At 45.2% G+C, this 20,065-nt stretch carries 6 protein-coding genes, 4 tRNA genes, 6 rRNA genes, 1 pseudogene and 1 other annotated feature; of the genes and pseudogenes, 4 read left to right on the forward strand and 13 right to left on the reverse strand.

Features of this window, described 5'->3' with window-relative positions:
• Positions 1–116 precede the first annotated feature (116 nt).
• The gene (locus PSYC_RS10840; protein WP_011281345.1) at positions 117–914 is read left to right on the forward strand and encodes an SDR family NAD(P)-dependent oxidoreductase; all 798 of its coding nucleotides are present in this window, start codon (positions 117–119) and stop codon (positions 912–914) included.
• Between the two features lie 280 nt (positions 915–1,194).
• Here PSYC_RS10840 and PSYC_RS10845 read toward each other — a convergent pair whose 3' ends face one another.
• The 3 genes from PSYC_RS10845 to PSYC_RS10855 form a co-directional block, all read right to left on the reverse strand.
• Positions 1,195–1,890: a lysophospholipid acyltransferase family protein gene (locus tag PSYC_RS10845; protein ID WP_049750928.1), complete on the reverse strand. Its 696-nt coding sequence runs from the start codon at positions 1,888–1,890 to the stop codon at positions 1,195–1,197.
• Between the two features lie 146 nt (positions 1,891–2,036).
• A complete protein-coding gene (parE, locus tag PSYC_RS10850) occupies positions 2,037–3,923 on the reverse strand; it encodes a DNA topoisomerase IV subunit B (protein WP_011281347.1) in 1,887 nt (628 codons plus the stop codon).
• Positions 3,924–4,062: 139 nt separating this feature from the next.
• Positions 4,063–4,719 (reverse strand): YqiA/YcfP family alpha/beta fold hydrolase, encoded by a 657-nt coding sequence (locus tag PSYC_RS10855; protein ID WP_011281348.1) that lies wholly within the window; start codon positions 4,717–4,719, stop codon positions 4,063–4,065.
• A 187-nt stretch (positions 4,720–4,906) separates the two neighbouring features.
• Here PSYC_RS10855 and PSYC_RS10860 point away from each other — a divergent pair, with 187 nt between their 5' ends.
• A complete protein-coding gene (locus PSYC_RS10860) occupies positions 4,907–5,167 on the forward strand; it encodes a DUF1289 domain-containing protein (RefSeq protein ID WP_011281349.1) in 261 nt (86 codons plus the stop codon).
• An 82-nt stretch (positions 5,168–5,249) separates the two neighbouring features.
• A pseudogene (locus PSYC_RS10865) lies at positions 5,250–5,626 on the forward strand (transposase); the annotation flags it as partial.
• Positions 5,525–5,654, forward strand: a sequence feature (AL1L pseudoknot). It overlaps the preceding pseudogene by 102 nt.
• A gap of 64 nt (positions 5,655–5,718) precedes the next feature.
• On the opposite strand, the gene rrf (PSYC_RS10870) reads toward PSYC_RS10865, so the two are convergent.
• The 10 genes from rrf (PSYC_RS10870) to PSYC_RS10915 all read right to left on the reverse strand — a co-directional run bounded on the left by rrf (PSYC_RS10870) (position 5,719) and on the right by PSYC_RS10915 (position 17,112).
• Positions 5,719–5,832, reverse strand: a 5S ribosomal RNA gene (gene rrf / locus PSYC_RS10870).
• Between the two features lie 182 nt (positions 5,833–6,014).
• A 23S ribosomal RNA gene (locus PSYC_RS10875) occupies positions 6,015–8,875 on the reverse strand.
• Positions 8,876–9,223: 348 nt separating this feature from the next.
• Positions 9,224–9,299 (reverse strand) — tRNA-Ala (locus PSYC_RS10880).
• A 6-nt stretch (positions 9,300–9,305) separates the two neighbouring features.
• A tRNA-Ile gene (locus PSYC_RS10885) sits at positions 9,306–9,382 on the reverse strand.
• Positions 9,383–9,467: 85 nt separating this feature from the next.
• A 16S ribosomal RNA gene (locus PSYC_RS10890) occupies positions 9,468–11,006 on the reverse strand.
• Positions 11,007–11,824: 818 nt separating this feature from the next.
• Positions 11,825–11,938, reverse strand: a 5S ribosomal RNA gene (rrf, locus tag PSYC_RS10895).
• A gap of 182 nt (positions 11,939–12,120) precedes the next feature.
• Positions 12,121–14,981, reverse strand: a 23S ribosomal RNA gene (locus PSYC_RS10900).
• Between the two features lie 348 nt (positions 14,982–15,329).
• Positions 15,330–15,405 (reverse strand) — tRNA-Ala (locus tag PSYC_RS10905).
• 6 nt (positions 15,406–15,411) lie between these two features.
• Positions 15,412–15,488: transfer RNA gene (locus tag PSYC_RS10910), tRNA-Ile, on the reverse strand.
• A gap of 85 nt (positions 15,489–15,573) precedes the next feature.
• Positions 15,574–17,112: ribosomal RNA gene (locus tag PSYC_RS10915) — 16S ribosomal RNA — on the reverse strand.
• The 16S, 23S and 5S rRNA genes sit together here with 4 tRNA genes alongside, the layout of an rRNA operon.
• A 1,002-nt stretch (positions 17,113–18,114) precedes the next feature.
• Here PSYC_RS10915 and thrS point away from each other — a divergent pair.
• Positions 18,115–20,049 (forward strand): threonine--tRNA ligase, encoded by a 1,935-nt coding sequence (gene thrS, locus PSYC_RS10920; RefSeq protein WP_011281351.1) that lies wholly within the window; start codon positions 18,115–18,117, stop codon positions 20,047–20,049.
• Positions 20,050–20,065: the final 16 nt, after the last annotated feature.

Here is a 20,065-nt window from a genome sequence, read left to right on the forward strand (position 1 = left end):
ATAAAAGCGGCATTACTCGCGTATTGAGGAATGAATTAATGCGCATGCTACCTTACAATATAATTAGCCCATTTATTTATCAAATAACTCTCTGATGATAACAAGGACTGCCCATCATGAAACGCTTTAAAGAAAAAACAGTCGTCGTAACAGGTGCCGACTCACATATCGGTCGTGCAACCGCTATTCGTTTTGCGAATGAAGGTGCCAACGTTATACTAGTTGGACGCTCTGCTGACATATTAAACCAAATCACTGAAAGGTTCCCACAAGACCATACATGGATTCATACCGAAAACTTTTTAACCATTGCTTGTGACATTGGTGTCGAGAGCCAAGTACAAGAGATGATAAAAAGAGTCATCGATAAATTTGAAAAAATTGATATATTGGTGAATAACGCAGCACAAACGACGCAAGGTGACAATGGTGGAGTATCTACTGAACAGGAGCATCTAGCCATTGATGACTATTTAAGCGAAACCTTATATGTCTGTCAGACGGCTATGCCGCACTTAATACAGAGTAAAGGTAATATCATTAACGTCCCTTCATTTGCAGCTTGCAGTAGCGATCAGAGTGCAGCAACTAGTGCAGCAACTTATGATGCTGCACTCTCAGGTATCACTGATTTAACTCGTACATTGGCTTCAGAGCACAGTGCAGATGGAGTGCGCGTCAATGCAGTCACTCCAAGCGTCACTCAGAGCGATGTATCAGATGCCATTCAAAATACTGATATAACAGATATTCAAGCAAATATAGATGAATTGCCAGATAATAGTCCATTAGGACGCTGTGCCACGCCAAGTGATATTGCTGCAGTGATTACTTTTTTAGCGAGCGATGATGCTTCTATGATTACCGGTACTAATTTGCCCGTTGATGGCGGTGTAAGCACTGCTAACCGTTAGCCATCTTTATAACCCGTTTAATTGTAAGCAATTTCATAAAGCCCTTATGGGTAACGGCTCAAAATTAATGAGCGTAAACAAAAAATTCCTGATATTGATATCAGGGATTTTTTTATAAATATTATCAGCTACTATAGTTGAAATACTTTAAAGTCGCTACCGTATTGCTGGTGTAAATTTTTTGCAGCCTCTGTCTGCGTAGGCACAGCAAGCAAGAAAAATTTACACCAGTAGTAGGTGTTGTATCGATCTTACTTTTCACCGACTATATATTAAAAAACTAATCAGCTGATTTATTAACATCCTGTAGTGGCTGCGATAAACGCTCAGGATGTCTTGGGATCACACCTTGATACTGCGCATATATTTTTGGTAAGTCGGCTTCGATATCTCCGGTAGGATGAACCAAAGGCATAAAGCGTATCTCTTTAGTATTGTAATCCATCGCAACCGGCAAGATGGGTACACCAGCACCCACTGCTAAATAATAAAAGCCTGACTTCCAATCTTTGGTGTATTGACGCGTACCTTCTGGCGACAACCCTAAAAACAATGGCTCACCTGTTTTAAATTTATCAATACTCGCTTGTAGTACGGAGCCTTTATTACGGCGATCAATAGGAACCATACCTATCCAATGCAACAATTGTGCAAGTACCGGTACTTTAAATAACGTATGCTTGCCCATAATACTGATTTTCAAATCGAGCGCAAACAAACTAGGTATCGCATATACACCATCGACATTCGATGTATGCGGAAGCGCTAACACTACTGCCTGTGAGATATCTGGAATTTCACCAACCGTACGCCAGCCTGTCGCTTTCAAGAACGCTGAAGCGATAATGGGCGCAAACTTATTACCCCTTCTAGGAACCAAATTACCCAGCTGTTTTTTACTAAGCGCTGGTAATATCTTAGATCGTGCAGACTTAGAGCCTGCAGCGTTAGAGCGATTAAACAATTTTGATGTCATGACGGCACCATATAGTAAAAGATACCCGTATAATACCATTAAGCTTGTATCACTAATCTGGATTTAGCACGCTTTTGTTATGTTATAGCTTACTCAATCATAACTATAATTTATGTGATAACTAAAAATGAGGGCTCTCATTATTATTATGAAATATCAGCTAGATTACCCTTATCCTCAAGCCAAGACTTACGATCAGCAGCACGCTTTTTAGCCAATAGCATGTCCATCACACTATTCGTCAACACCATGTCATCCATATCTAACTGTACCAAACGGCGTGTGTCACGGTTCATAGTTGTTTCTCGCAATTGCTCTGCACTCATCTCGCCTAAGCCTTTAAAACGCGTAATTTGCGCTTTTTTATTGCCTGGTACATTGGCTAAAATATGCTGAAGCTCCGTTTCATCCAACGCATAATGCACCTCTTTAGCCACATCAACGCGATATAACGGCGGCATTGCCACGAATAAATGACCAGCATCTACCAAGGCAGGAAAGTGCTTAACGAATAGAGCACAGATCAACGTCGCAATATGCAGTCCATCGGAGTCCGCATCCGCTAAAATACATACCTTGTCATAACGCAGCTCAGACAAATCATCAGATGCCGGATCAACACCGATTGCAATCGCAATATCGTGAATCTCTTGACTAGATAGCACCGTATCTGAGGATACCTCCCACGTATTTAAAATTTTACCACGCAAAGGTAATATCGCCTGATAATGACGGTCACGGGCTTGCTTTGCACTACCACCTGCAGAGTCCCCTTCCACCAAAAACAGCTCAGCCCCATCACGCAAATCACCACGGCAATCCGCTAACTTCCCAGGCAGTGCTGGACCTTGGGTGATTTTTTTACGGGCGACTTTTTTGGCCGATTTAAGACGGCGTCCCGCTTTGTTAATTGCCAGCTCTGCAATCTGCGCGCCCATATCTGCATGCTGATTTAACCACAAGCTAAAGGCATCTTTTGCCAGCGTTTGTACCGCCGCTGCCGCCTCACGACTTGATAAACGCTCTTTGGTTTGACCCGAAAATTGCGGCTCAGAAAATTTAAGCGACAAGATATAATTAACCCCGTCCCATACGTCTTCTGCGGTCAACTTGACACTGCGGGGAAGTAAGTTATGAATATCACAAAACTCACGTAACGCTTCTAAAATACCGGTGCGCAAACCATTAACATGAGTACCGCCTTGAGCGGTCGGAATCAGGTTTACGTAGCTTTCTTGAATTGGCGTTCCGCCATCAGGCAACCAAGACAACGCAAAAGTAATACCAGCTCGCTCGCCTTTCTTAGCATCGTAATGATAATAAAAAGGCTCAGGCGGCAATGTCTCAAGACCGTCTAGCTGCGCGCTTAAATACTCAACGACCCCATCAGTAAACTGCCAAACGACTTTTTCATTATTGATATCGTCAACGAACTCAATCGTCAATCCCGCTGCTAGCACAGCTTTAGCTTTTAAATTATGTTTAAGCTGCTTAATATTAAATTTAGGCGTATCAAAAAAGCTGCCATCTGCCCAAAAGCGTACCCTAGTGCCACGTTTACGCTTATTGGAGCTAATCGTCTCAGTTAGCGCCGTCACTGGCGCGCCATTTTCAAACGCCATCTCAAACTGCATGCTATCACGCCATACCGTGACTTCAACTCGCGTCGACAAGGCATTAACGACAGAAATACCGACGCCATGCAAACCGCCCGAAACTTCATAATTAGAGGTCGAAAATTTACCACCAGCATGCAAACGGGTCAAAATCAGCTCGATACCCGATTGATTGAACTCAGGGTGAGTATCTGTCGGCATACCCCGACCATCATCCTCAACCGACAGCGACCCATCACTATGCAATTGAACCTTGATAGTTTTGGCGTAACCACCCAATGCCTCATCGACGGAGTTATCAATAACTTCTTGCGCCAAATGATTGGGGCGAGTGGTATCAGTATACATACCGGGACGACGACGTACTGGCTCAAGCCCTTCTAAAACTTCTAATGATTGCGCATTATACTGACTCACAAATGCATCCTTAAATATTCATATACGATTAATTCTATTAAACCATTATAACGAAAAATAGCGACGGTAACGGTAATAGTCAGTCGCTCACGTCAGATAATGTCGTCTATTTAATACGCTATGTCAGCTTTATTTGAACTTAGAGCAACTGCTGTAGCATATCAATCACCTTTGGCAATTGCTCACCAAAATCGCTAAACCTGTGATCGCCACCCGCTTGTAGAGTGACCATAGCTCCTTGCTCTTGATAAAATATTTTAGACAGTTCAGGATTCAACAGCTCATCGCCTTCCTTGATTAGTACAGACACTTTATTAGGATAATTAACAGTCAATAATTGATGTTCCTCAAACCATTGCAAATCTGCCTGACTAATATGCCAACCTCCCGCTGTCGAATGGATAATCTTACTGCGCAAACCCTCCTCTTTAACATCATTTTTCAGAGCCAAATCGTTAGCAAATCGCTTTAGAGTAACATGTGGCTGAGTGCTGGGGTTTAGTAGCAACGCTGGGCAACCCGTATAATTGCTGATTAAGGTAGAAAAGTACCCACCTAATGAGCTGCCGACCAATACGGTATTTGACGATTCAAACTGCTCATCTTCAATATTATCGTTATGCTTTAAACCTGCAATGAATGACAGTATCTGACTAAAAACTTGGTCAGGCGTCTTATTGAAATCAAGTCGTACTACATTGATATCAGGGTGATACTGCTGACAATAATGTTCCAATACCATGCCTTTTGTAGAATTTGCATCGCTGTCTAAGCCATGAATATAAATAATGTTCACGTATAATCTCACTTATTAAGGTTGTTATGATTATTTTTATAGATAACTAAAACCAAGCATAGCACCCGAACAATGAAAACAGTAATAATAAAATGGCACACCACTATTCAATATTTGAGACATAATAGTAGAATAACAATTGGCTTATAAAAATCGAAGGAACGAGATTATTAGCAATGGAGTCGCCATGAACCAACAGATTGAGCTGTTCGAGATTGCCAATCCCTGTATTGGTGTTTGCCAGAGTAATAAAAAAGGGTATTGTTTTGGCTGCTTGCGTAGTCGACCTGAGCGTCAATTATGGCATAACATGACGACTGAACAGCGCCGTGAGGTATTACGGCTGGTTTCTGGACGTAAGCTGCGTATTGAGCAGATCAAACAGCGTAAAGGCGAACAGTTGGGATTTGATTTTGAGGAAGTAGTAGAGATGGGCGAATTATTTTAATAGCGGTAAATCTTTGAGACTTTCCTAAAAACTGAACCGCCCCGGTATTGTCGGAGGCTCAACATTCTGAGAGAATACGACAATGAAAACACGAAACTACACCCCTGAGATTAAAGAACGCGCCGTTCGCATGCTGATTGAAGCGTCAAGCGACTATCCTTCCACATGGTCAGCCATCCAAGCTATAGCCTCAAAGACTGGCTGTACGCCTGAAACCCTGCGATCGTGGCATAAAAAACATATCGAGCAAACTATTCCTGCCTCGGTACAAGCTCAAAGCCAAGATCAACGCATAAAGGAGCTTGAACGCGAAAATAAAGAGCTCAAGCAAGCGAATGAAATCATACGTAAGGCGGCGGCTTTTTTCGCCCAGGCGGAGCTCGACCGCTAACTAAAATAATGGTTCAGTTTATCGATGATAATAAAGATAATTACGGGATCGAGCCTATCTGTATTATAAATTACATAAGATTTAAAGCTTAACCCACCAAACCACGAGCAAAGAAAAACCCCCTTCGACTTATGTCGAAGGGGGTTTTTCAGGAATAGAGAGCTGACGATGACCTACTCTCACATGGGCGAACCACACTACCATTGGCGCGACGATGTTTCACTTCTGAGTTCGGTAAGGGATCAGGTGGGGCCATCGTGCTATTGTCGTCAGCAAAGGGGGTTAGATATGAGTCTGTTATTATTGTTTTGACGTCAAGATATTATCTATTGGTCGACCAACTTGTAACCTAACTGAATCAAGGTTAAAGGTGATATCGAAATATATATATTCTATAAGCAATGCTTATACAAGATAGATTAATTAGAGCTTTCATACAAACCACTTGGGTGTTGTATGGTCAAGCCAAACGAGCAATTAGTACAGGTTAGCTACATGCATCGCTGCACTTCCACACCCTGCCTATCAACGTCGTAGTCTTCAACGGCTCTTTAGGGAAATCTTATCTTGAGGTGGGCTTCTCGCTTAGATGCTTTCAGCGATTATCCCATCCGAACGTAGCTACCGGGCAATGCCACTGGCGTGACAACCCGAACACCAGAGGTTCGTCCACTCTGGTCCTCTCGTACTAGGAGCAGATCCTCTCAAATTTCCAACGCCCACGGTAGATAGGGACCGAACTGTCTCACGACGTTCTAAACCCAGCTCGCGTACCTCTTTAAATGGCGAACAGCCATACCCTTAGGACCTGCTTCAGCCCTAGGATGAGATGAGCCGACATCGAGGTGCCAAACACCGCCGTCGATATGAACTCTTGGGCGGTATCAGCCTGTTATCCCCAGAGTACCTTTTATCCGTTGAGCGATGGCCCTTCCATACAGAACCACCGGATCACTAAGACCTACTTTCGTACCTGCTCGACTTGTGGGTCTCGCAGTTAAGCGCGCTTTTGCCTTTATACTCTACGACCGATTTCCGACCGGTCTGAGCGCACCTTCGTACTCCTCCGTTACTCTTTAGGAGGAGACCGCCCCAGTCAAACTACCCACCATACATTGTCCTCGGTATTGTTATACCTGAGTTAGAACCCCAACATGACCAGGGTGGTATTTCAAGATTGGCTCCACAAACACTAGCGTGTCTGCTTCAAAGCCTCCCACCTATCCTGCACAAGTCAGGTCAAAGTTCAATGTAAAGCTGTAGTAAAGGTTCACGGGGTCTTTCCGTCTAGCCGCGGGTACACAGCATCTTCACTGCGATTTCGATTTCACTGAGTCTCTGCTGGAGACAGCGCTGCCATCATTATGTCATTCGTGCAGGTCGGAACTTACCCGACAAGGAATTTCGCTACCTTAGGACCGTTATAGTTACGGCCGCCGTTTACTGGGGCTTCGATCAAGAGCTTCGCTTACGCTAACCCCATCAATTAACCTTCCAGCACCGGGCAGACATCACACCCTATACGTCCACTTTCGTGTTTGCAGAGTGCTGTGTTTTTAATAAACAGTTGCAGCAGCCTGGTATCTGCGACTGCCAATAGCTTACACCGCAAGGGTTTCACCATCGGCAGCGTACCTTCTCCCGAAGTTACGGTACCATTTTGCCTAGTTCCTTCAGCAGAGTTCTCTCAAGCGCCTTGGTATTCTCTACCTGATCACCTGTGTCGGTTTAGGGTACGATTCGTTTATAACTATTGCTTAGAAGCTTTTCCTGGAAGCATGGTATTTGCCACTTCGCTGTACAAGTACAGCTTGCTATCAGATCTCAGCATAGTGACAGTCCGGATTTGCCTAAACTGTCTGCCTACATCCTTCCACCTGGACAACCAACGCCAGGCTGGCATAACCTACTCCGTCCCTCCATCGCATTATAAACAAGTATTGGAATATTAACCAATTTCCCATCGACTACGCCTTTCGGCCTCGCCTTAGGGGTCGACTCACCCAGCCCCGATTAACGTTGGACTGGAACCCTTGATCTTCCGGCGTGCGAGCTTTTCACTCGCATTATCGTTACTCACGTCAGCATTCGCTCTTGTGATACCTCCAGCATGCCTTACGACACACCTTCACAGGCTTACACAACGCTCCCCTACCACTTGAAAACAAATTCAAATCCGCAGCTTCGGCTCCTAGTTTGAGCCCCGTTACATCTTCCGCGCGGGCCGACTCGACTAGTGAGCTATTACGCTTTCTTTAAAGGATGGCTGCTTCTAAGCCAACCTCCTAGCTGTCTATGCCTTCCCACCTCGTTTCCCACTTAACTAGGAATTTGGGGCCTTAGCTGGCGGTCTGGGTTGTTTCCCTCTCCACAATGGACGTTAGCACCCACTGTGTGTCTCCCGGATATCACTCATCGGTATTCGGAGTTTGCATCGGTTTGGTAAGTCGGTATGACCCCCTAGCCGAAACAGTGCTCTACCCCCAATGGTGTTCGTCCGAGGCGCTACCTAAATAGCTTTCGGGGAGAACCAGCTATCACCGAGTTTGATTAGCCTTTCACCCCTATCCACAAGTCATCCCCTAGCTTTTCAACGATAGTGGGTTCGGTCCTCCGGTGCCTGTTACGGCACTTTCAACCTGCTCATGGATAGATCACTCGGTTTCGGGTCTATGCCCTGCAACTAAACGCCCTATTAAGACTCGGTTTCCCTACGGCTCCCCTAAACGGTTAACCTTGCTACAGAACATAAGTCGCTGACCCATTATACAAAAGGTACGCGGTCACCCTAATAAATTAAGGCTCCCACTGCTTGTACGCACACGGTTTCAGGTTCTATTTCACTCCCCTCACAGGGGTTCTTTTCGCCTTTCCCTCACGGTACTGGTTCACTATCGGTCAGTCAGGAGTATTTAGCCTTGGAGGATGGTCCCCCCATCTTCAAACAGGATTTCTCGTGTCCCGCCCTACTTAATATGTTAACTCTAATGTTTCGAATACAGGACTATCACCTACTACGGTCAGCTTTCCCACGCTGTTCTTCTACATTAGAATTAATCGGCTTCTCCCCGTTCGCTCGCCGCTACTTGGGGAATCTCATTTGATGTCTTTTCCTAAGGGTACTGAGATGTTTCACTTCCCCTCGTTTGCCTCTTGTACAAGTACAAGATACCTACCTTATGGTAGGTGGGTTTCCCCATTCAGAAATCTCCGGATCACAGGATATTGCCGCCTCCCCGAAGCTTATCGCAGGCTGTCACGTCTTTCATCGCCTCTGACTGCCAAGGCATCCACCATGTGCGCTTCATTACTTGACCATACAACCCCAAGTAGTCTTTCGACTGCTAAGTGCTATATAAGTCTAATTATGATAACGATATCACCTAATTTTATACGCTTGATTCAGTTCTCTTTACTTTTTTAGTAATCAACTCCTGGGATAACAACTGATGTCGTTAAGGAGCTGATTACTAAGGTTAGAACAACACGTGAACATGTTGTTCTAACCCAGACTCATATCTATGTTTTTAAATAGTCTCTATGCTCTCGTCGAGTCACAGATTCTGTATAAAACAGAAAGAAGTAATCTTGCCAATGTCTCGGCGAATCACTTGTTTCTATTTGATACCTATTTATTTATTAGCATCTAAAGAAAGTTTATTATGTGGTGGAGCCAAACGGAGTCGAACCGTTGACCTCCTGCGTGCAAGGCAGGCGCTCTACCAACTGAGCTATGGCCCCTAATAATGGTAGGCCTGGGCAGACTTGAACTGCCGACCCCCGCGTTATCAACACGGTGCTCTAACCAGCTGAGCTACAGGCCTGTACGAGGCATATACCTCTAGCTAATAAACTAGCTTAAACTAAAGAACAACTTGTTGTGAATTCTTGCTGACCGAATGCCATCTATAAGGAGGTGATCCAGCCGCAGGTTCCCCTACGGCTACCTTGTTACGACTTCACCCCAGTCATCAACCACACCGTGGTGAACGCCTTCCCGAAGGTTAAGCTATCCACTTCTGGTGCAATCAACTCCCATGGTGTGACGGGCGGTGTGTACAAGGCCCGGGAACGTATTCACCGCGGCATTCTGATCCGCGATTACTAGCGATTCCTACTTCATGGAGTCGAGTTGCAGACTCCAATCTGGACTACGATAGGCTTTTTGAGATTCGCATCACATCGCTGTGTAGCTGCCCTCTGTACCTACCATTGTAGCACGTGTGTAGCCCTGGTCGTAAGGGCCATGATGACTTGACGTCGTCCCCGCCTTCCTCCAGTTTGTCACTGGCAGTATCCTTAGAGTTCCCGGCTTAACCCGCTGGTAACTAAGGACAAGGGTTGCGCTCGTTGCGGGACTTAACCCAACATCTCACGACACGAGCTGACGACAGCCATGCAGCACCTGTATTCTAATTCCCGAAGGCACTCCCGCATCTCTGCAGGATTCTAGATATGTCAAGACCAGGTAAGGTTCTTCGCGTTGCATCGAATTAAACCACATGCTCCACCGCTTGTGCGGGCCCCCGTCAATTCATTTGAGTTTTAACCTTGCGGCCGTACTCCCCAGGCGGTCTACTTATTGCGTTAGCTGCGTCACTAAGTCCTCAAGGGACCCAACGACTAGTAGACATCGTTTACGGCGTGGACTACCAGGGTATCTAATCCTGTTTGCTACCCACGCTTTCGAGCCTCAGTGTCAGTATTATGCCAGAAGGCTGCCTTCGCCATCGGTATTCCTCCAGATCTCTACGCATTTCACCGCTACACCTGGAATTCTACCTTCCTCTCACATACTCTAGCTCAACAGTATCAGATGCAGTTCCCAGGTTGAGCCCGGGGATTTCACATCTGACTTATCGAGCCACCTACGCTCCCTTTACGCCCAGTAATTCCGATTAACGCTTGCACCCTCTGTATTACCGCGGCTGCTGGCACAGAGTTAGCCGGTGCTTATTCTGCAGCTAATGTCATCGTCCATGGGTATTAACCATGGAGTCTTCTTCACTGCTTAAAGTGCTTTACAACCAAAAGGCCTTCTTCACACACGCGGCATGGCTGGATCAGGGTTTCCCCCATTGTCCAATATTCCCCACTGCTGCCTCCCGTAGGAGTCCGGGCCGTGTCTCAGTCCCGGTGTGGCTGATCATCCTCTCAGACCAGCTACAGATCGTCGCCATGGTAGGCCTTTACCCCACCATCTAGCTAATCCGACTTAGGCTCATCTAATAGCGAGAGCAGTAAACTGCCCCCTTTCTCCCGTAGGTCGTATGCGGTATTAATACGAGTTTCCCCGTGCTATCCCCCACTACTAGGTAGATTCCTAAGTATTACTCACCCGTCCGCCGCTCGACGCCTGGTAGCAAGCTACCATCGTTTCCGCTCGACTTGCATGTGTTAAGCCTGCCGCCAGCGTTCAATCTGAGCCATGATCAAACTCTTCAGTTTAATCTTGCTATGTAACCCTTTAAAGAGGCTACTAAACTTGGCTCATTTAATCTGGCAAATCGCTCTAAATTATGTTCGTAATGAATTAACTTTGAGTTTTTTTACTGTCTTAAATGATAATTTTTATAGTTAGTATTCTCTCGAAAAGAGAGTCAACCAACTTTATTTTTTAGCATTCTGAATCAGCAAAAATCCACACAAGTTGTTCTTTAGTTATGCTTTTAAATAATGTCTCACCACTGTCGTCCAGTAGGAGTATTCAACTAAATATCCTAAACCAATTTGGTTTATCCTATTTAGCGAGCTGACCATCATATCATGTTTTAATAGTCTGTCAACTTCTTTCTTTAATTTGTTTCGTTAAGTTAACTGGTTAGTTATTGTGTAATCACACCTTAACTGCTTCCGGTTTGTCTTAATGAGGTGCGTATTATATAGAGTTTTAGATGGGTGTCAATAGGGTTTCGAAAGGTTTTTAAACTAATTTCGCTAGGTTTTAAATAGTCGATAGTTTTCAATGGGTTAGAAGAAATGCTTATTTGGATGGCTTTGGCTTTAAACGATAAATATTTTTGTAGATCTTCTATTGAGCTAAAATCGGACAGTTTTAAGACTGTTATAAACTTGGATATTGCTTGGAATATCATGTAATGAATTTTATTCAACCAGCTAAATAGGTGCCGAGCTTTAAAAAAACTCAAACCAGTCTCTAGTTTCTAAATTTTCAAATCAATTGTAAAACCAGCGTATTTTTACAAACCACGAGCAAAGAAAAACCCCCTTCGACTTATGTCGAAGGGGGTTTTTCAGGAATAGAGAGCTGACGATGACCTACTCTCACATGGGCGAACCACACTACCATTGGCGCGACGATGTTTCACTTCTGAGTTCGGTAAGGGATCAGGTGGGGCCATCGTGCTATTGTCGTCAGCAAAGGGGGTTAGATATGAGTCTGTTATTATTGTTTTGACGTCAAGATATTATCTATTGGTCGACCAACTTGTAACCTAACTGAATCAAGGTTAAAGGTGATATCGAAATATATATATTCTATAAGCAATGCTTATACAAGATAGATTAATTAGAGCTTTCATACAAACCACTTGGGTGTTGTATGGTCAAGCCAAACGAGCAATTAGTACAGGTTAGCTACATGCATCGCTGCACTTCCACACCCTGCCTATCAACGTCGTAGTCTTCAACGGCTCTTTAGGGAAATCTTATCTTGAGGTGGGCTTCTCGCTTAGATGCTTTCAGCGATTATCCCATCCGAACGTAGCTACCGGGCAATGCCACTGGCGTGACAACCCGAACACCAGAGGTTCGTCCACTCTGGTCCTCTCGTACTAGGAGCAGATCCTCTCAAATTTCCAACGCCCACGGTAGATAGGGACCGAACTGTCTCACGACGTTCTAAACCCAGCTCGCGTACCTCTTTAAATGGCGAACAGCCATACCCTTAGGACCTGCTTCAGCCCTAGGATGAGATGAGCCGACATCGAGGTGCCAAACACCGCCGTCGATATGAACTCTTGGGCGGTATCAGCCTGTTATCCCCAGAGTACCTTTTATCCGTTGAGCGATGGCCCTTCCATACAGAACCACCGGATCACTAAGACCTACTTTCGTACCTGCTCGACTTGTGGGTCTCGCAGTTAAGCGCGCTTTTGCCTTTATACTCTACGACCGATTTCCGACCGGTCTGAGCGCACCTTCGTACTCCTCCGTTACTCTTTAGGAGGAGACCGCCCCAGTCAAACTACCCACCATACATTGTCCTCGGTATTGTTATACCTGAGTTAGAACCCCAACATGACCAGGGTGGTATTTCAAGATTGGCTCCACAAACACTAGCGTGTCTGCTTCAAAGCCTCCCACCTATCCTGCACAAGTCAGGTCAAAGTTCAATGTAAAGCTGTAGTAAAGGTTCACGGGGTCTTTCCGTCTAGCCGCGGGTACACAGCATCTTCACTGCGATTTCGATTTCACTGAGTCTCTGCTGGAGACAGCGCTGCCATCATTATGTCATTCGTGCAGGTCGGAACTTACCCGACAAGGAATTTCGCTACCTTAGGACCGTTATAGTTACGGCCGCCGTTTACTGGGGCTTCGATCAAGAGCTTCGCTTACGCTAACCCCATCAATTAACCTTCCAGCACCGGGCAGACATCACACCCTATACGTCCACTTTCGTGTTTGCAGAGTGCTGTGTTTTTAATAAACAGTTGCAGCAGCCTGGTATCTGCGACTGCCAATAGCTTACACCGCAAGGGTTTCACCATCGGCAGCGTACCTTCTCCCGAAGTTACGGTACCATTTTGCCTAGTTCCTTCAGCAGAGTTCTCTCAAGCGCCTTGGTATTCTCTACCTGATCACCTGTGTCGGTTTAGGGTACGATTCGTTTATAACTATTGCTTAGAAGCTTTTCCTGGAAGCATGGTATTTGCCACTTCGCTGTACAAGTACAGCTTGCTATCAGATCTCAGCATAGTGACAGTCCGGATTTGCCTAAACTGTCTGCCTACATCCTTCCACCTGGACAACCAACGCCAGGCTGGCATAACCTACTCCGTCCCTCCATCGCATTATAAACAAGTATTGGAATATTAACCAATTTCCCATCGACTACGCCTTTCGGCCTCGCCTTAGGGGTCGACTCACCCAGCCCCGATTAACGTTGGACTGGAACCCTTGATCTTCCGGCGTGCGAGCTTTTCACTCGCATTATCGTTACTCACGTCAGCATTCGCTCTTGTGATACCTCCAGCATGCCTTACGACACACCTTCACAGGCTTACACAACGCTCCCCTACCACTTGAAAACAAATTCAAATCCGCAGCTTCGGCTCCTAGTTTGAGCCCCGTTACATCTTCCGCGCGGGCCGACTCGACTAGTGAGCTATTACGCTTTCTTTAAAGGATGGCTGCTTCTAAGCCAACCTCCTAGCTGTCTATGCCTTCCCACCTCGTTTCCCACTTAACTAGGAATTTGGGGCCTTAGCTGGCGGTCTGGGTTGTTTCCCTCTCCACAATGGACGTTAGCACCCACTGTGTGTCTCCCGGATATCACTCATCGGTATTCGGAGTTTGCATCGGTTTGGTAAGTCGGTATGACCCCCTAGCCGAAACAGTGCTCTACCCCCAATGGTGTTCGTCCGAGGCGCTACCTAAATAGCTTTCGGGGAGAACCAGCTATCACCGAGTTTGATTAGCCTTTCACCCCTATCCACAAGTCATCCCCTAGCTTTTCAACGATAGTGGGTTCGGTCCTCCGGTGCCTGTTACGGCACTTTCAACCTGCTCATGGATAGATCACTCGGTTTCGGGTCTATGCCCTGCAACTAAACGCCCTATTAAGACTCGGTTTCCCTACGGCTCCCCTAAACGGTTAACCTTGCTACAGAACATAAGTCGCTGACCCATTATACAAAAGGTACGCGGTCACCCTAATAAATTAAGGCTCCCACTGCTTGTACGCACACGGTTTCAGGTTCTATTTCACTCCCCTCACAGGGGTTCTTTTCGCCTTTCCCTCACGGTACTGGTTCACTATCGGTCAGTCAGGAGTATTTAGCCTTGGAGGATGGTCCCCCCATCTTCAAACAGGATTTCTCGTGTCCCGCCCTACTTAATATGTTAACTCTAATGTTTCGAATACAGGACTATCACCTACTACGGTCAGCTTTCCCACGCTGTTCTTCTACATTAGAATTAATCGGCTTCTCCCCGTTCGCTCGCCGCTACTTGGGGAATCTCATTTGATGTCTTTTCCTAAGGGTACTGAGATGTTTCACTTCCCCTCGTTTGCCTCTTGTACAAGTACAAGATACCTACCTTATGGTAGGTGGGTTTCCCCATTCAGAAATCTCCGGATCACAGGATATTGCCGCCTCCCCGAAGCTTATCGCAGGCTGTCACGTCTTTCATCGCCTCTGACTGCCAAGGCATCCACCATGTGCGCTTCATTACTTGACCATACAACCCCAAGTAGTCTTTCGACTGCTAAGTGCTATATAAGTCTAATTATGATAACGATATCACCTAATTTTATACGCTTGATTCAGTTCTCTTTACTTTTTTAGTAATCAACTCCTGGGATAACAACTGATGTCGTTAAGGAGCTGATTACTAAGGTTAGAACAACACGTGAACATGTTGTTCTAACCCAGACTCATATCTATGTTTTTAAATAGTCTCTATGCTCTCGTCGAGTCACAGATTCTGTATAAAACAGAAAGAAGTAATCTTGCCAATGTCTCGGCGAATCACTTGTTTCTATTTGATACCTATTTATTTATTAGCATCTAAAGAAAGTTTATTATGTGGTGGAGCCAAACGGAGTCGAACCGTTGACCTCCTGCGTGCAAGGCAGGCGCTCTACCAACTGAGCTATGGCCCCTAATAATGGTAGGCCTGGGCAGACTTGAACTGCCGACCCCCGCGTTATCAACACGGTGCTCTAACCAGCTGAGCTACAGGCCTGTACGAGGCATATACCTCTAGCTAATAAACTAGCTTAAACTAAAGAACAACTTGTTGTGAATTCTTGCTGACCGAATGCCATCTATAAGGAGGTGATCCAGCCGCAGGTTCCCCTACGGCTACCTTGTTACGACTTCACCCCAGTCATCAACCACACCGTGGTGAACGCCTTCCCGAAGGTTAAGCTATCCACTTCTGGTGCAATCAACTCCCATGGTGTGACGGGCGGTGTGTACAAGGCCCGGGAACGTATTCACCGCGGCATTCTGATCCGCGATTACTAGCGATTCCTACTTCATGGAGTCGAGTTGCAGACTCCAATCTGGACTACGATAGGCTTTTTGAGATTCGCATCACATCGCTGTGTAGCTGCCCTCTGTACCTACCATTGTAGCACGTGTGTAGCCCTGGTCGTAAGGGCCATGATGACTTGACGTCGTCCCCGCCTTCCTCCAGTTTGTCACTGGCAGTATCCTTAGAGTTCCCGGCTTAACCCGCTGGTAACTAAGGACAAGGGTTGCGCTCGTTGCGGGACTTAACCCAACATCTCACGACACGAGCTGACGACAGCCATGCAGCACCTGTATTCTAATTCCCGAAGGCACTCCCGCATCTCTGCAGGATTCTAGATATGTCAAGACCAGGTAAGGTTCTTCGCGTTGCATCGAATTAAACCACATGCTCCACCGCTTGTGCGGGCCCCCGTCAATTCATTTGAGTTTTAACCTTGCGGCCGTACTCCCCAGGCGGTCTACTTATTGCGTTAGCTGCGTCACTAAGTCCTCAAGGGACCCAACGACTAGTAGACATCGTTTACGGCGTGGACTACCAGGGTATCTAATCCTGTTTGCTACCCACGCTTTCGAGCCTCAGTGTCAGTATTATGCCAGAAGGCTGCCTTCGCCATCGGTATTCCTCCAGATCTCTACGCATTTCACCGCTACACCTGGAATTCTACCTTCCTCTCACATACTCTAGCTCAACAGTATCAGATGCAGTTCCCAGGTTGAGCCCGGGGATTTCACATCTGACTTATCGAGCCACCTACGCTCCCTTTACGCCCAGTAATTCCGATTAACGCTTGCACCCTCTGTATTACCGCGGCTGCTGGCACAGAGTTAGCCGGTGCTTATTCTGCAGCTAATGTCATCGTCCATGGGTATTAACCATGGAGTCTTCTTCACTGCTTAAAGTGCTTTACAACCAAAAGGCCTTCTTCACACACGCGGCATGGCTGGATCAGGGTTTCCCCCATTGTCCAATATTCCCCACTGCTGCCTCCCGTAGGAGTCCGGGCCGTGTCTCAGTCCCGGTGTGGCTGATCATCCTCTCAGACCAGCTACAGATCGTCGCCATGGTAGGCCTTTACCCCACCATCTAGCTAATCCGACTTAGGCTCATCTAATAGCGAGAGCAGTAAACTGCCCCCTTTCTCCCGTAGGTCGTATGCGGTATTAATACGAGTTTCCCCGTGCTATCCCCCACTACTAGGTAGATTCCTAAGTATTACTCACCCGTCCGCCGCTCGACGCCTGGTAGCAAGCTACCATCGTTTCCGCTCGACTTGCATGTGTTAAGCCTGCCGCCAGCGTTCAATCTGAGCCATGATCAAACTCTTCAGTTTAATCTTGCTATGTAACCCTTTAAAGAGGCTACTAAACTTGGCTCATTTAATCTGGCAAATCGCTCTAAATTATGTTCGTAATGAATTAACTTTGAGTTTTTTTACTGTCTTAAATGATAATTTTTATAGTTAGTATTCTCTCGAAAAGAGAGTCAACCAACTTTATTTTTTAGCATTCTGAATCAGCAAAAATCCACACAAGTTGTTCTTTAGTTATGCTTTTAAATAATGTCTCACCACTGTCGTCCAGTAGGAGTATTCAACTAAATATCCTAAACCAATTTGGTTTATCCTATTTAGCGAGCTGACCATCATATCATGTTTTAATAGTCTGTCAACTTCTTTCTTTAATTTGTTTCGTTAAGTTAACTGGTTAGTTATTGTGTAATCACACCCTAACTGCTTCCAGTTCGTCTTAATGAGGTGCGTATTATATAGAGTTTTAGATGGGTGTCAATAGGGTTTCGAAAGGTTTTTAAACTAATTTCGCTAGGTTTTAAATAGTCGATAGTTTTCAATGGGTTAAGATTATCGTTTAATTTTACTATTTCCAAATCATCTTGTAAATAGACTTTTAATCCTAAGAACACGCTATCTAATTTCCTTAAAACTGTCTGTCCAACGCCCTCATAAACCTACTTTAGTAGCATTTATCACTATTAAACATCCTTTTTATTTGATTGCATTGATATAGGTATGGCTAGCACTTATATATAGAAGATCTTCGATAACTATATATAAAACTGTTTTTACATATTGCATTGCCCTTGGCTGTCTAGTGTTAATAAGCAGTTTTTGCTATAATAGCTGACTTTATAATATTACTTAATGACACTTCTTATTAGTCCTAGCTAAAAGGTAGCTTGTTTGAGCCTTTGTCTTTAGGTAATACCTACTCTTACAACATATCACAGTGGTTAGATATAATTGACGCGGTCTTACGGTTATATGATTGATGGTTGCAATCATCACTGCCAACGGACGCAAAAAGGTGAATAGATTATGGTAGCGATTACTTTACCCGATGGTAGTGTAAAAAACTTCGAAGGCAATACAACGGTCATGGAAGTGGCGCAAAGTATTGGAACAGGGCTTGCTAAAGCGACTGTCGCTGGACGTGTAGATGGTCATTTGGTAGATGCACACGACCCTATCGTTGCTGATGCCAAAGTTGAAATCGTAACGCCAAGAGATGATGATGGTGTTGATATTATTCGCCATTCATGTGCTCATCTATTAGGTCATGCAGTCAAGCAGTTATATCCTGATGTAAAAATGGTGATTGGTCCCGTTATCGATGATGGTTTTTATTATGACATCTATAGTGAGACGCCGTTTACGCCTGAGCATATGGCAGCCATTGAAAAACGTATGATGGAGCTGATCAAGCAAGATTATGACGTTATCAAAAAAATAACGCCACGTGCTGAAGTGATTAAGATATTTGAAGAACGTGGTGAAGACTATAAGCTTAAGCTGATTAACGATATGCCAGGCGAAGAAGCCTTTGGTCTATATCATCATCAAGAGTATGTCGATATGTGCCGTGGTCCGCATGTACCAAATACGCGATTCTTGAAAGTATTCAAATTGACTAAAATGTCAGGCGCTTATTGGCGCGGTGATGCAAAAAACGAACAACTGCAACGTATCTATGGTACAGCATGGGCAGATAAGAAAGATTTAAAAACTTATATCCAGCGTATCGAAGAAGCGGAAAAACGCGACCATCGTAAGATTGGTAAAGCGCTTAATCTATTCCATATGCAAGAGCAAGCGCCAGGTATGGTGTTTTGGCATGCCAATGGTTGGACGATTTATCAAGTACTTGAGCAATATATGCGCAAAGTACAGCAAGATAATGGCTATGAAGAAATTAAAACACCGCAAATTGTCGATCGTAGCTTGTGGGAGCGTTCTGGACATTGGGGCAATTATGCGACCAACATGTTTACCACGTCGAGCGAAAAACGTGATTATGCGGTGAAGCCAATGAACTGCCCATGTCACGTACAAGTGTTTAATCAAGGCTTAAAATCTTACCGTGACTTACCATTACGCATGGCAGAGTTTGGCTCATGCCATCGTAACGAACCATCAGGTTCGCTACATGGTTTAATGCGCGTTCGTGGTTTTACTCAAGACGATGCGCATATTTTCTGTACGCAGTCACAGATTCAACAAGAAGTCGCTGACTTTATTAAGCTGACCCTTGCTGTTTATGAAGACTTTGGTTTTAACAATATCATTATGAAACTCTCAACCCGTCCTGAAAAACGTGTCGGCAGCGATGAGTCTTGGGATTTTGCAGAAAAAGCTTTGGCTGATGCATTAGATAATTCAGGTCTTGATTGGGCTTATTTACCAGGTGAAGGCGCATTCTATGGTCCCAAGATTGAGTTTAGTCTGAAAGATTCATTGGGTCGCGTATGGCAGTGCGGTACCATTCAGGTTGACCCAAATATGCCTGAGCGTCTCGATGCCGAATTTGTTAATGAGCAAAACGAGCGTGAAGTACCGATTATGTTGCACCGTGCGATCTTGGGTTCATTTGAGCGCTTCATCGGTATCTTGATTGAAAACTATGCTGGTTGGATGCCAGTATGGCTGGCGCCGCAACAAGTGGTAGTGATGAATATCACGGATAAACAGGCGGAGGCTTGTGAAAATGTAGTAAACGAGCTGAAAAAATCAGGCTTACGCGCCATTAGTGACTTGCGTAACGAAAAGATTGGATTTAAGATACGAGAGAAAACATTAGAACGTATTCCCTATATGCTAGTATTAGGGGATAAAGAAGTCGAATCAGGCAGCGTCAACGTCAGAACTCGCGAAGGCGAAAATCTAGGCGTGATGAGCGTCGCTGAATTTATCATATTAGTAGAAACAGCTGTTGCCGAAAAAGGCCGACAGACCCCAAAAATAGATCAGGAGTAATACCTATTAAACAGTC

It is taken from the genome of Psychrobacter arcticus 273-4 (assembly GCF_000012305.1).
GTDB lineage: Bacteria > Pseudomonadota > Gammaproteobacteria > Pseudomonadales > Moraxellaceae > Psychrobacter > Psychrobacter arcticus.

Bases quoted from the DNA above. Each gene is read 5' to 3' on its own strand.
- PSYC_RS10840 (WP_011281345.1), top strand. From the start codon at position 117: ATGAAACGCTTTAAAGAAAAAACAGTCGTCGTAACAGGTGCCGACTCA.
- PSYC_RS10845 (WP_049750928.1), bottom strand. From the start codon at position 1,890: ATGACATCAAAATTGTTTAATCGCTCTAACGCTGCAGGCTCTAAGTCT.
- PSYC_RS10860 (WP_011281349.1), top strand. From the start codon at position 4,907: ATGAACCAACAGATTGAGCTGTTCGAGATTGCCAATCCCTGTATTGGT.
- thrS (WP_011281351.1), top strand. From the start codon at position 18,115: ATGGTAGCGATTACTTTACCCGATGGTAGTGTAAAAAACTTCGAAGGC.